Origin of the sequence: Streptomyces spororaveus, from assembly GCF_016755875.1 — a bacterium.
Taxonomy (GTDB): domain Bacteria; phylum Actinomycetota; class Actinomycetes; order Streptomycetales; family Streptomycetaceae; genus Streptomyces; species Streptomyces spororaveus.
The window spans coordinates 2815237-2828059 of record NZ_BNED01000005.1; the positions used below are offsets into that span (position 1 = coordinate 2815237).

At 69.5% G+C, this 12823-nt stretch carries 12 protein-coding genes; 8 read left to right on the plus strand and 4 right to left on the minus strand.

Annotation, left to right across the window (positions count from 1 at the left end; all coding sequences use genetic code 11):
• From Sspor_RS14770 to Sspor_RS14800, 7 genes are all read left to right on the plus strand, one after another.
• On the plus strand, positions 1-414 hold the full coding sequence (locus tag Sspor_RS14770) for a roadblock/LC7 domain-containing protein (RefSeq protein ID WP_150212026.1): 414 nt from the start codon (positions 1-3) through the stop codon (positions 412-414).
• Positions 415-566: 152 nt separating this feature from the next.
• Complete coding sequence (locus Sspor_RS14775; RefSeq protein WP_030014827.1) at positions 567-959, plus strand: DUF742 domain-containing protein; 393 nt, start codon at positions 567-569, stop codon at positions 957-959.
• The gene (locus tag Sspor_RS14780) at positions 940-1521 is read left to right on the plus strand and encodes a GTP-binding protein (protein ID WP_046776286.1); all 582 of its coding nucleotides are present in this window, start codon (positions 940-942) and stop codon (positions 1519-1521) included. Before Sspor_RS14775 ends, Sspor_RS14780 begins: the two co-directional genes overlap by 20 nt.
• A gap of 293 nt (positions 1522-1814) precedes the next feature.
• On the plus strand, positions 1815-4997 hold the full coding sequence (locus Sspor_RS14785; RefSeq protein ID WP_202199557.1) for a sensor histidine kinase: 3183 nt from the start codon (positions 1815-1817) through the stop codon (positions 4995-4997).
• A 10-nt stretch (positions 4998-5007) separates the two neighbouring features.
• Complete coding sequence (locus tag Sspor_RS14790) at positions 5008-5421, plus strand: roadblock/LC7 domain-containing protein (protein WP_030037347.1); 414 nt, start codon at positions 5008-5010, stop codon at positions 5419-5421.
• Positions 5422-5514: 93 nt separating this feature from the next.
• Positions 5515-6057 carry a DUF742 domain-containing protein gene (locus Sspor_RS14795; RefSeq protein WP_202199558.1) on the plus strand — a complete coding sequence of 181 codons (543 nt, stop codon included), beginning with the start codon at positions 5515-5517 and terminating at the stop codon, positions 6055-6057.
• Positions 6038-6622: a GTP-binding protein gene (locus Sspor_RS14800; RefSeq protein ID WP_109781528.1), complete on the plus strand. Its 585-nt coding sequence runs from the start codon at positions 6038-6040 to the stop codon at positions 6620-6622. Before Sspor_RS14795 ends, Sspor_RS14800 begins: the two co-directional genes overlap by 20 nt.
• A gap of 210 nt (positions 6623-6832) precedes the next feature.
• Here the strand turns inward: Sspor_RS14800 and Sspor_RS14805 are convergent, their stop codons facing one another.
• Complete coding sequence (locus Sspor_RS14805; protein ID WP_202199559.1) at positions 6833-7033, minus strand: acyl-CoA carboxylase subunit epsilon; 201 nt, start codon at positions 7031-7033, stop codon at positions 6833-6835.
• Positions 7034-7056: 23 nt separating this feature from the next.
• On the minus strand, positions 7057-8640 hold the full coding sequence (locus Sspor_RS14810; RefSeq protein ID WP_202199560.1) for an acyl-CoA carboxylase subunit beta: 1584 nt from the start codon (positions 8638-8640) through the stop codon (positions 7057-7059).
• Between the two features lie 272 nt (positions 8641-8912).
• Between Sspor_RS14810 and Sspor_RS14815 the strand changes: the two genes are divergently transcribed.
• Positions 8913-9533, plus strand: a complete 621-nt coding sequence (locus Sspor_RS14815) for a YceI family protein (protein ID WP_202199561.1) — start codon at positions 8913-8915, stop codon at positions 9531-9533.
• A 42-nt stretch (positions 9534-9575) separates the two neighbouring features.
• Here the strand turns inward: Sspor_RS14815 and Sspor_RS14820 are convergent, their stop codons facing one another.
• Complete coding sequence (locus tag Sspor_RS14820; protein WP_202199562.1) at positions 9576-10922, minus strand: hypothetical protein; 1347 nt, start codon at positions 10920-10922, stop codon at positions 9576-9578.
• Positions 10923-11016: 94 nt separating this feature from the next.
• A complete protein-coding gene (gene cimA / locus Sspor_RS14825; RefSeq protein ID WP_202199563.1) occupies positions 11017-12645 on the minus strand; it encodes a citramalate synthase in 1629 nt (542 codons plus the stop codon).
• Positions 12646-12823 lie beyond the last annotated feature (178 nt).

The window sequence follows — 12823 nt, forward strand, 5'->3', positions numbered from 1 at the left end:
ATGAGCCAGGCGGCACAGAACCTGAACTGGTTGATCACCAACTTCGTGGACAACACCCCTGGGGTGTCCCACACGGTGGTGGTCTCCGCCGACGGACTCCTTCTGGCGATGTCCGAAGGATTCCCCCGCGACCGCGCCGATCAGCTGGCGGCCGTGGCCTCCGGACTGACCTCGCTGACCGCCGGTGCCTCCCGCATCTTCGAGGGCGGCGCCGTCAACCAGACCGTCGTCGAGATGGACCGGGGATTCCTCTTCCTCATGTCGGTCTCGGACGGATCCTCGCTGGCCGTACTGGCGCACCCCGAGTGCGACATCGGCCTCGTGGGCTACGAGATGGCTCTTCTGGTGGATCGCGCGGGCAGTGTCCTCACCCCGGACCTGCGTGCCGAACTGCAGGGAAGTCTGCTCAGCTGACTTCCCACTCTCCCGGCCGGACGGTACTACCGGCCGGGAGATCGGGGCACCGCCCCGGAATCCAGTACCCCCGCCAGGCCGTCATCCCGTTCCCCCCACCGGCCGCCCCGTAAGACGGCACGCTGACCACTGCTGTCCAGCCCGGAGGATCAATGACCCCGCCCCCCGCCTACTCCGATTCGTACGGAGACTCGTACTCGGAAGGCGACCAGCCGCTGGTGCGGCCGTACGCGATGACCGGCGGCCGGACCCGGCCCCGCTACCAGCTCGCCATCGAGGCGCTGGTCAGCACCACCGCCGATCCGATGCACCTGTCCGGCCTGCTCCCGGAGCACCAGCGCATCTGCACGCTGTGCCGCGAGGTCAAGTCGGTCGCCGAGGTCTCCGCACTGCTGTCGATGCCGCTCGGTGTCGCCCGGATCCTCGTCGCCGACCTGGCGGAGGCCGGAATGGTGGCCATCCACCAGCCGGGCAATGGAGAGGCCGGCGGCACGCCGGATGTAACGCTGCTCGAAAGGGTGCTCAGTGGCCTTCGGAACATCTAGCGGAGCGGCTCCCCGCTCCACCACCTCCGCGAAGATCGTGGTGGCGGGCGGCTTCGGCGTGGGCAAGACCACGTTCGTCGGGGCCGTGTCGGAGATCAATCCGCTGCGCACCGAAGCCGTGATGACCAGCGCCTCGGCCGGGATCGACGACCTCACCCACACCGGTGACAAGACGACCACCACCGTCGCCATGGACTTCGGCCGCATCACGCTGGACCAGGACCTGATCCTGTACCTCTTCGGTACCCCGGGCCAGGACCGCTTCTGGTTCATGTGGGACGACCTCGTGCGCGGCGCCATCGGCGCGATCGTGCTCGTGGACACCCGCCGTCTCGCCGACTGCTTCCCCGCGGTCGACTACTTCGAGAACAGCGGCCTGCCGTTCGTCGTGGCGCTCAACGGCTTCGAGGGCCACCAGCCCTACACGCCGGAGGAAGTCCGCGAGGCCCTGCAGATCGGCCCGGGGGCTCCGATCATCACCACCGACGCCCGCCACCGCGCGGACGCGAAGAGCGCGCTCATCACGCTCGTCGAGCACGCCCTCATGGCGCGGCTCAAATAACACGGTTTCAGTTGTCGTGCGGGAGGGGCGGGCTGTGTCTTACGACACGGCCCGCCCCTGTCGTTCATAACGTTTCGACAGTGAATTGCGGCCACTTGGCCACGGGGTGCGGTCGTCTGGTACCACTGCGCGCACAACTGCCCCCATTTTTGCCGCAGGACGCTCTTAATGTCCGATTTATGCAGGGCATAAGCTTCTGGGTGCGGCCGGATTCAACTGTTTGGAACACGGCCGTTAACCGTGCTGGAATTCAACGAACTAGCTAGTAGCACCGCCGAGAGGTTGTTGGTCGAGTGAGGCGAAGCATCACAAGCCCCGCGGATGAACCCGCGCGCGGCAACTTCACCCCGCCGCCGCGAGCGGCCGCGTCGCCCGTCGACGTGCCCGTGGAACCGCCCGCGAGCCGCGGGAGCAGCAGCAGGTTCTCGCCCCGCAACTGGCGTGTGCCGACCCGTCTGAACGCCATCCTGCTCGTGCCGGCCCTGGTGGGTCTGGTCATGGGCGGCTTCCAGGTGAAGGGCTCCATCGACACCTGGAACGAGGCCCAGGACGCCGAGAAGATAGCCACGGTCGTCCAGGCGGCCTCGGGCTACAGCCAGGCACTGCTCAACGAGCGCGACCTGACCGCCGAGCCCCTCCTGAACGGCCAGACGAAGGACCCGAAGGTCGCCAAGGCCTACGCGGACACCACCGCGGCCAAGGAGAAGTTCGACAAGGCCGTCCAGGACATGCCGAAGAACCTCGGCCTGGAGCGGCGACTGGACCTCTTCCGTGCGGAGGAGCCCAAGCTGGACGCCGTACGCGACAAGGCGTACCAGGCGGCCATCGAGAGCCCCAAGAAGGATCTGCCCAGGACGGCCGGGCCCATCCCGACCGAAGAGGGCTATGTGCTGGTCCAGCACTACCTCATGCAGTTCGCCAACGAGCTCGGTCTCGGCACCGGCAACGTGACCTCGTACGGCCGCATGGTCTACGCGATCCAGCTGGCCAAGGCGGCGAACTCGCTGCAGCGCGCCGTCGGTACGCACCTGCTGGTGCGCCCCAGCACGGACGAGAACACCCGCAAGTCCCAGCTCGTCGCCTTCTCCTCCTACGCCTACCTCGAAGACATCGCCATCGGCGAGTACGTCGCCGCGGGTACCGAGGACGACGTGAACCGCCTCAAGGCGGTCATGGCCCAGAAGTCCGAAGAGGGCAAGGCCAAGATCGCCGACGCGAAGCACCAGGCCGAGCAGGCCGGTGTCCGGTTCATACCCCCGCCGACGATCAACGACTCCGCGCTCCTCGGCATGACCGACGCGATCGCCAACAGCGAGAGCAAGAAGAAGCTCTCCGAGACCGGGGCGACCCCCGCGTTCTGGCAGGCCGCCGCCACCGCGAAGTTCGACGGTTACGACACGGTCGAGAAGGAACTCCTCGACAAGGCCGTCAAGGACGCCGTCGCGGTCTCCGACGAGGCCCGCACCGACGCCATCGTCAACGGCGCCATCGTGGTCGTGGCCCTGCTCGCCGCCTTCATCCTGGCGGGCATGATGGCCCGCCAGATGGGCCGCGCGATGGCCCGCCTGCGCTCCGCAGCCTTCGACATCGCCGAGCAGCGCCTGCCGATGCTCGTCGACCAGCTCTCACGCACCGATCCCGGCAAGGTGGACACCCGTGTCCACCCGATCCCCATCGACTCCCAGGACGAGATCGGCGAGGTCGCCCGCGCCTTCGACCAGGTCCACCGGGAAGCCGTACGGCTCGCGGCGGAGCAGGCGCTCCTGCGAGGGAACGTCAACGCGATCTTCACCAACCTCTCCATGCGCAACCAGTCGCTGATCGAGGGCCAGCTGACCCTCATCACCGACCTGGAGAACAACGAGGCCGACCCGGACCAGCTGGAGAACCTCTTCCGCCTGGACCACCTGGCCACCCGTATGCGCCGCAACGGCGAGAACCTCCTCATCCTCGCGGGCGAGGAGCCGGGCCGCCGCTGGGACCAGCCGGTGCCCCTGGTCGACGTACTGCGCGCCGCCTCCTCCGAGGTGGAGCAGTACGAGCGCATCGAGCTCTCCGGTGTCTCCGAGGCCGAGATCCACGGCCAGGCCGTGACCGACCTCGTGCACCTGCTCGCCGAGCTCCTGGAGAACGCCACCACGTTCTCCTCCCCGCAGACCAAGGTCCGCGTCAACGCCACGCGTCTGCCCGACGGCCGCGTGATGGTCGAGATCCACGACAAGGGCATCGGCCTCACCGCCGAGGACTTCGCGGACATCAACCACAAGCTGGCGAACCCGCCGACCGTGGACGCCGCGATCTCGCAGCGCATGGGTCTGTTCGTGGTCGGCCGGCTGGCGGACCGCCACAGCATCCGCGTCCAGCTGCGCCCCTCGGGCGAGGCCGCGGGCACCACCTCGCTGATCATGCTCCCCGACGCCATCACCCACGGTGGCGGTGGCGAGGGCATCCCGGACGACGACTTCACGGTCTCGCAGATCATTCCGGAGCAGCAGGCCCAGGTGGCTCCCCCGCTGCGCACCGCCGCCGAGCTCGGCTTCGACGACTCGCGGTACGAGCAGCAGGGCGCGGACGGCCTCCCGGCCGACCCGGTGGGCCGGTCCCTGGGACAGCAGGAGCGCCGGGCCGCGCTGGCGGCCCAGGTGGGTTACCCGCAGGAACAGCAGCAGTACCCCGGCCAGGAGTATCCGGAACCCCAGCCGGAGCACGGGTACCAGGAGTACCAGGGGTACGAGCAGCAGTCCGAGCAGGCCTACGACACTTCCTACGAGGCCCAGCAGGCACAGCAGGGCTACGAGGCGTACCCGCAGCAGGACTACGGCTATACGGAAGACGGCTACGCGGACAGCCAGTCGGCCCCTCAGGGCTACGACAATGGTTTCGATGCCGGGTCGGGGCAGGCCGAATGGCCTGAACAGAACACGTATCCGGCTGCCTACCAGCAGGATTACGGGACCGAATCGGAATCCCGGGCCGTCCCCGAACCGGCTCCGGAGCGCGTAGGCTTCGACCGTCCGGGTGCCGCTGCCGACGCCGGTCACGCGATGACCGGAGCGGGCCTGCCGCGACGCGGCAGCCAGCAGCAGTGGCCGCCCGGGAAGCAGGAAGCGGAGTCCACCGGATCCCTCTTCGAACAGCGGTCGCCGCGTCAGCAGCAGGCCGCCGAACCGGAGCGGGCGCCGGAGGAGAATGAAGGCACCGCCGCCTGGCGTTCGCGCAACGACGAACGCTGGCAGCAGGCCGGAAAGCTCCGTGAGCCGAAGGCGGGCGGGGTCACCCCGTCCGGTCTCCCTCGGCGCGTGCCCAAGGCCAACCTGGTCGAGGGCGCAGCGGAGACGACCCCGCAGGGCGGCCCCCAGGTCTCCCGCGCTCCGGAGGACGTCCGCGGCAGGTTGAGCAACCTGCGGCGCGGTGTCCAGCAGGGACGCAGCGCGGGTTCTGAGCAGTCAAGTAACAGCTATGACCAGGAGCGTTAGTGTGAGCCCGATGAGCCAGGCGGCACAGAACCTGAACTGGTTGATCACCAACTTCGTGGACAACACCCCTGGGGTGTCCCACACGGTGGTGGTCTCCGCCGACGGCCTTCTTCTGGCGATGTCCGACGGATTTCCGCGCGACCGCGCCGATCAGCTGGCGGCCGTGGCCTCCGGACTGACCTCGCTGACCGCCGGTGCCTCTCGCATCTTCGAGGGTGGCGCCGTCAACCAGACCGTGGTCGAGATGGACCGGGGATTCCTTTTCCTCATGTCCGTCTCGGACGGATCGTCCCTCGCGGTGCTGGCGCACCCGGAGTGCGACATCGGCCTCGTGGGCTACGAGATGGCCCTTCTGGTGGATCGCGCGGGCAGTGTCCTCACTCCGGATCTGCGTGCCGAGCTGCAGGGAAGTCTGCTCAACTAGCAGACAGGCAGTGCGTTTCGCGCCATCGCACCATAGGGTGCGGTGGCGCGGTTCCACAGGGAGTACTGCGTACTTGGAGTCGGAGGAGGAGACGTGACAACACCCGGAGGACATCCTTATGGCGGCGCGCAGCAGCCGCAGGGTGGGCACGACCAGAACCGCTTCAACTTTCCCTCCGCGCCCAGCCGGCCTGTGCCGGAGCAGCATCCCTATCAGCAGCAGCAGTACGGACAGCCCCAGATGCCTCCGCAGCAGCCGCCGCCGCGCGCCGCGCGACAGCCCGCTCCGAAGGCCCACAACCCGCTGGTGCGTCCGTACGCGATGACCGGCGGCCGTACTCGGCCGCGCTACCAGCTCGCCATCGAGGCGCTGGTCAGTACCACGGCGGATCCCGCGCGTCTGCAAGGGCAGTTGCCCGAGCACCAGCGCATCTGCCGCCTGTGCCAGGAGATCAAATCCGTAGCGGAGATCTCGGCACTTCTCTCCATTCCTCTTGGTGTCGCCCGCATCCTCGTCGCCGACCTGGCGGAGGCGGGCCTTGTCGCCATTCACCAGCCCGGCGGCGACGAGTCTGCCGGTGGCCAGCCAGACGTGACACTGCTCGAAAGGGTGCTCAGTGGACTTCGCAAGCTCTAACGGCGGAGCGGCTCCCCGCTCCACCACCTCCGCGAAGATCGTGGTGGCGGGCGGCTTCGGCGTGGGCAAGACCACGTTCGTCGGCGCGGTCTCCGAGATCAACCCGCTGCGCACCGAAGCCGTGATGACCAGCGCCTCGGCCGGGATCGACGACCTCACCCACACCGGTGACAAGACGACCACCACCGTCGCCATGGACTTCGGCCGCATCACGCTGGACCAGGACCTGATCCTGTACCTCTTCGGTACCCCGGGCCAGGACCGCTTCTGGTTCATGTGGGACGACCTCGTGCGCGGCGCCATCGGTGCGATCGTGCTCGTGGACACCCGCCGTCTCGCCGACTGCTTCCCCGCGGTCGACTACTTCGAGAACAGCGGCCTGCCGTTCGTCATCGCCCTCAACGGCTTCGAGGGCCACCAGCCCTACACGCCGGAGGAAGTCCGCGAGGCCCTGCAGATCGGCCCGGACGCCCCCATCATCACGACCGACGCCCGCCACCGCGCGGACGCGAAGAGCGCGCTCATCACGCTCGTCGAGCACGCCCTCATGGCGCGCCTGCGGTAGCAGCCCTGCCGCACCCGACAGGCCCCTGTGTCACACGACGCGGGGGCCTTCGCCATGTGCGAGGCCCCGGAGGGGCCCCTGCCGCCTCCCACGCGCCTCTACGCGGCTTTCCGCGCGCCCGGAGGCCGGCAGACCCGCCCTGGGCCCGGGGTTGTACGCAGAAGGCCCCGCACCCTGTTCGGGGTGCGGGGCCTTGCGGGGCTCGGGAACTCAGCCCTGCCAGCTGTGCGGGGCGCGGAAGCCGGGCGTGCGCTCCAGGCGGCGCCAGCCGGCCTGGCCGGGCACGCGTGCCGGGGTCTCATCGGGCGTGGCGGCCGCGCGGGCGAGCAGGATCGCGGTGATCGCGGCCAGCTCCTCGGGCTCGGCGTTGCCCTTCTCGACGCGCAGCAGGGTGTCAGTGGCGGTGGTCATGTGGTGGCAGGTCTCCTTCGCGGTTACTGCGGCGGGTTGCCGTGCTTGCGGGACGGCAGATCGGCGTGCTTGTTGCGGAGCATCGCGAGGGCGCTGACGAGCACCTCGCGGGTCTCGGCGGGGTCGATGACGTCGTCGACGAGGCCGCGCTCGGCCGCGTAGTACGGGTGCATGAGTTCGGCCTTGTACTCCTTGACCATGCGTACGCGCATGGCCTCGGGGTCCTCGGCGTCCGCGATCTGCTTGCGGAAGATGACGTTGGCCGCGCCCTCGGCGCCCATCACGGCGATCTCGTTGGTCGGCCAGGCGTAGGTGATGTCGGCGCCGATGGACTGCGAGTCCATGACGATGTACGCGCCGCCGTAGGCCTTGCGCAGGATCAGCGAGATCCGCGGGACGGTGGCGTTGCAGTACGCGTACAGCAGCTTGGCGCCGTGGCGGATGATGCCGCCGTGCTCCTGGTCGACGCCCGGCAGGAAGCCGGGGACGTCCAGCAGCGTGATGATCGGGATGTTGAAGGCGTCGCACATCTGGACGAAGCGCGCGGCCTTCTCGGAGGCCTCGATGTCCAGGACACCGGCGAGGTGGCCGGGCTGGTTGGCGACGATGCCGACGACCTGGCCGTTCATCCGGGCCAGGGCGCAGATGATGTTGCGGGCCCAGCGCTCGTGGATCTCCAGGACGTCGCCCTCGTCGACGATCTCCTCGATGACCTTGAGCATGTCGTAGGGGCGGTTGCCGTCCGCGGGCACCAGGTCCAGCAGGACCTCGCTGCGGCGGTCCGCCGGGTCGCTCGTCTCGTGGACGGGCGGGTTCTCGCGGTTGTTGGAGGGCAGCATCGAGATGAGGTACCGGACCTCGGCGATGCAGGTCTCCTCGTCGTCGTAGGCGAAGTGCGCGACGCCCGAGGTCTCGGCGTGCACGTCGGCGCCGCCGAGGCCGTTCTGGGTGATCTCCTCGCCGGTCACCGCGCGGACCACGTCCGGGCCGGTGATGAACATCTGCGAGGTCTCCCGGACCATGAAGACGAAGTCCGTGAGGGCCGGGGAGTAGGCGGCGCCACCGGCGCAGGGGCCCAGCATGACCGAGATCTGCGGAATGACGCCCGAGGCCTTGGTGTTGCGCTGGAAGATGCCGCCGTAACCGGCCAGGGCGGAGACGCCCTCCTGGATACGGGCGCCGGCGCCGTCGTTCAGGGAGACCAGCGGGGCGCCGGCCGCGATGGCCATGTCCATGATCTTGTGGATCTTCGTGGCGTGGGCCTCGCCCAGGGCGCCGCCGAAGATCCGGAAGTCGTGTGCGTAGACGAAGACCGTACGGCCCTCGACCGTGCCCCAGCCGGTGATGACACCGTCGGTGTAGGGCTTCTTGTTCTCCAGGCCGAACCCGGTCGCCCGGTGCCGTCGCAGCTGCTCGACCTCCCGGAAGGAACCCTCGTCGAGCAGCAGCGCGATGCGCTCACGGGCGGTCAGCTTGCCCTTGGCGTGCTGGGTCTCGGTCGCGCGGTCGCTGGGGCCGCGCCTCGCCTGCTCGCGCAGGGAGTGCAGCTCGGCCACGCGCCCGCGGGCGTCCGTCGGCTCGCTCGGGGTCTGGTCCACAACGGTCATGTACCGACCTTACGAAGATCGCGATGAAAAACCTCCGTTCATTCCTCACAGTCTCGGAAGACTTCCGCTGTCCGGCCCGCACAGTACGCCCGGTGGATGTACGGACTCCGCCAGACGGGGCCCCTGCCTGTTGTGGGACCTTCACAAAATGACCTGACACCCCGCCTAGATGTTGAAATTTGAACGGAATGGGTCTAGCGTCTTCCTCGTTGAAGTCGTTGAAGATTCAACAGATTCTTCAGACCGAGCAGGACACTACCGAGGAGCAAGTCATGGGTCTCTTCACCCGCCGCAGCCAGAACGTGAACGTCCAGGACGCCGCCGCCGTCGCCACCCTGGAGGTGGACCCGGCACTGGCCGCCCTCACCGGCGACTACGTCATCGACCCCGCGCACAGCAGCATCGGCTTCACCGTCCGCCACGCCATGGTCACCAACGTCCGCGGCTCCTTCGCCGAGCACGAGGGAACCCTGCACCTGGACGGCGCCGACCCGGCCCGCTCCACCGCTTCCATCGACGTGAAGATCGCCTCCGTCGACACCGGCATCGCCGACCGCGACGGCCACCTGCGCAGCGGCGACTTCTTCGACGCCGAGACGTTCCCGCTGATGACCTTCCGCTCCACCGAGGCGCGTCAGCTCGGCGGCGACACCTACCGCATCACCGGCGAGCTGACGATCAAGGACGTGACGCGCCCGCTCTCCATCGACCTGGAGTTCAACGGCTCGGCCACCGACCCCTACGGCAACCAGCGCGTCGGCTTCGAGGGCAGCGCCGACATCCTGCGCTCGGACTGGGGCCTGACCTGGAACGCGGCCCTGGAGACCGGCGGCGTCGTGGTCAGCGACAAGGTGAAGCTGACCTTCGACATCTCGGCCATCAAGCAGGCCTGACGGGCGGACCGCCGGACCCCCGACGCCCGGAGCCGGGGGCGGTCAGAAGCCGCCCCCGCCGTCGAAGCCGCCGCCCCCGTCGAACCCACCGCCGCCGAAGTCCCCGCCGCCGAAGTCGGACGGGTTGAAATCGGCTCCGGAGACGTCCCCGCCCTCGAAGCCGCCGCCGAAGTCCGAGGCGTAGGCGGGGCTGGACATCATCGAACCGAGCATGGTGCCCACCAGCAGGCCGGGCAGGATGCCTCCGCCGAAGTAGCCGCCGGCCCAGGGACCGTACGCCGGGCCGGCGTCGTAGTAGGGCCGCGGCCCGCGCTCGGTCTCGACCGTGCGGACCGCCGGGTCCAGGCCGTCGCGCAGCCGTACGGCGTCCGCCGTGCAGACCGGCACGGTACGGGCCGCCCCGCCGGCCGGAGCCCAGGTGGCGTCCTCGGTGCTCGGTCCGTGGCGCGGGTCGAAGAAGCAGGGCGAACGGCGCTCGGGAAGCGGCCTGCCCTGCCGGCGCGCGTCGAGCGTGGCCAGTGCGAAACGGCCGTCCTCCAGCGCCTGGGTGACGCCCTTGACCTCGTCGGGCCGCTGGACGGAGGCCATGATCTGCTTGGCCCTCTCGTACGAGTCGAGCCCCTGCTCGTAGTCCCCCCGCATGGCGTCGTCGGCGCCGGGCTCGCCGGGGTGGAAGTCGAGCCGTTCGAGTTCCTCACCGAAGGCCGTGATGTCCTCGTCGACGACCACCGCGAGCCGGGCGACGGCCTCGCGCCGGATCTCTTCCTTCTTCTTCCGGTTGCGGCGCACCAGCGCGTACGCACCGCCGCCGCCCACCACGGCCACCGCGCCGAGGGCGATCAGCCCGCCGACCGGGGCGCCCTGGTCGGCTCCGGTCGTGCCCCAGGAGGCGGGCGCGCTGCCCCGCACCTGCGTCAGCGCCTGGTCCACGAAGTTGTCGAGCTGCGTGTTCGCGTCCACCGGCGCGCCGGTCTTCACGGCCTCGGTGAGGTTGCGGACGGCGTTGCGCGGCATGACGGTCCTGTCGGCGCCGGCGTCGAAGCCGTCGCCGAGCCGGATCGCGTACAGCCCGGTGATCCCCGTCTCGGCACGGACGGCGCCGAGCACCTTGTCGGCGGGGAACTCGGCGGTGGCCGGCAGCACGGCCACGAACACCGGCTTGCCGGCGTCCTTGATCTTCTTCGCCAGGCCGTCCGCCTGGGCCTTGGACAGCTGCGCCTCGGCCCCGGGGGCGACGTAGACCGGGCTCTGCTTGAGGGCCTCCCCCACCGCGGCGACCCCGGTGTCCGCCGACGCCTGCGGCGCGGCGACGAGTGCGGTCGCCGACAGGCCCAGCAGCAGACCGGACAGCAGCGATCCGAAGCGTAGGGACAACAGCCTGGTCTTCATATCCACGACGCTACCGGAACCGGGACTTTGCCGTGTGAGCTGGACATAAGGGCCTCACCGGGCAGGAACCCGGCGAGGCGGGATGTCCGGCGGGCTACTCGGCGGGTTCGACGCCTGCGTGCAGCAGGCCGTAGGTGAACGCGTCCTCCAGGGCCTGCCAGGACGCCGCGATCACGTTCGGGGCCACGCCGACCGTGGACCAGTCGCGCTCACCGTCCGTCGTGGCGACCAGCACGCGGGTCGTGGACTCCGTGCCGTGCGTGCCTTCCAGGATGCGGACCTTGTAGTCGACGAGCTCGAACTTGGCGAGCTGCGGATAGAAGCGCTCCAGCGCCACCCGCAGCGCCCGGTCCAGGGCGTTGACCGGGCCGTTGCCCTCCGCCGTGGCGACGATCCGCTCGCCCTTGGCCCACAGCTTGACCGTGGCCTCGTTGGCGTGGGTGCCGTCCGGCCGGTCCTCGATGATCGCCCGCCACGACTCGATACGGAAGTACTTGCGGGCGCGGCCCTCGGCCTCGGCGCGCAGCAGCAGCTCGAAGGAGGCGTCGGCCGCCTCGTAGGTGTAGCCCTGGAGCTCCCGGGCCTTGACCCGCTCCACGACCCGGGAGATCAGGGCGCGGTCCCCGCCCAGGTCGACGCCGAGCTCCTTGCCCTTGAGCTCGATGGAGGCGCGGCCGGCCATGTCGGAGACCAGCATCCGCATGGTGTTGCCGACCCGCTCGGGGTCGATGTGCTGGTAGAGGTCCGGGTCCACCTTGATGGCCGAGGCGTGCAGGCCCGCCTTGTGCGCGAAGGCGGAGACGCCGACGTACGGCTGGTGGGTGGAGGGCGTGAGGTTCACGACCTCGGCGATGGCGTGCGAGATGCGGGTCATCTCGGCGAGCGCGCCCTCGGGGAGCACCTTGCGCCCGTACTTGATCTCCAGGGCGGCGACGACGGGGAAGAGGTTGGCGTTGCCGACCCGCTCGCCGTAGCCGTTGGCCGTGCACTGGACGTGGGTGGCGCCCGCGTCCACGGCCGCCAGGGTGTTGGCGACGGCGCAGCCGGTGTCGTCCTGGGCGTGGATGCCCAGGCGGGCGCCGGTGTCGGCGAGGACGGTGGCGACGGTCGCGGTCACCTGGGCGGGCAGCATGCCGCCGTTGGTGTCGCAGAGGATGACCACGTCGGCGCCGGCCTCGTGGGCGGTGCGGACGACGGACTTGGCGTACTCCGGGTTGGCCCGGTAGCCGTCGAAGAAGTGCTCGCAGTCGACGAAGACGCGGCGGCCCTGGGCGACGAGGTGGGAGACGGTGTCGCGGACCATCTCCAGGTTCTCGTCGAGGGTGGTGCGCAGGGCGAGCTCGACGTGGCGGTCGTGGGACTTGGCGACGAGCGTGATGACCGGGGCTCCGGATTCCAGCAGGGCCCGCACCTGCGGGTCCTGGTCGGCCGAGCCGCCGGCGCGGCGGGTCGCGCCGAAGGCGACCAGCTGTGCGTTCTTGAAGGTGATCTCCGCGCGGGCGCGGGAGAAGAACTCGGTGTCACGGGGGTTGGCGCCGGGCCAGCCGCCCTCGATGAAGCCCACTCCGAAGTCGTCCAGGTGCCGGGCGATCGTCAGCTTGTCGGCGACGGTGAGGTTGATGCCCTCGCGCTGGGCGCCGTCGCGCAGGGTGGTGTCGAAGACGTGGAAGCTGTCGTCCAGGCCTTCTGACAGCACGGTTGCCGCCTCTGGTGTCGTCGTCATGCTGATCTGACTCCTGTCGGATAAGTGGTTCCGGATATGCCCGGCATCCACTGCCCCCATCATCGCGCGCGGTCCGGTCCCGGCAGGGATGGTCCGGGAAACGAAAAAACCTCTCGCGGGTAGCGAGAGGTCTGCGCGCGGGTCCGAGGCACGGTGGCCGCTTCCGCGAAGTTCTTCC

Bases quoted from the DNA above. Each gene is read 5' to 3' on its own strand.
- Sspor_RS14770 (WP_150212026.1), top strand. From the start codon at position 1: ATGAGCCAGGCGGCACAGAACCTGAACTGGTTGATCACCAACTTCGTG.
- Sspor_RS14775 (WP_030014827.1), top strand. From the start codon at position 567: ATGACCCCGCCCCCCGCCTACTCCGATTCGTACGGAGACTCGTACTCG.
- Sspor_RS14790 (WP_030037347.1), top strand. From the start codon at position 5,008: ATGAGCCAGGCGGCACAGAACCTGAACTGGTTGATCACCAACTTCGTG.
- Sspor_RS14805 (WP_202199559.1), bottom strand. From the start codon at position 7,033: ATGACCACCGCCACTGACACCCTGCTGCGCGTCGAGAAGGGCAACGCC.
- Sspor_RS14810 (WP_202199560.1), bottom strand. From the start codon at position 8,640: ATGACCGTTGTGGACCAGACCCCGAGCGAGCCGACGGACGCCCGCGGG.
- Sspor_RS14815 (WP_202199561.1), top strand. From the start codon at position 8,913: ATGGGTCTCTTCACCCGCCGCAGCCAGAACGTGAACGTCCAGGACGCC.
- Sspor_RS14820 (WP_202199562.1), bottom strand. From the start codon at position 10,922: ATGAAGACCAGGCTGTTGTCCCTACGCTTCGGATCGCTGCTGTCCGGT.
- cimA (WP_202199563.1), bottom strand. From the start codon at position 12,645: ATGACGACGACACCAGAGGCGGCAACCGTGCTGTCAGAAGGCCTGGAC.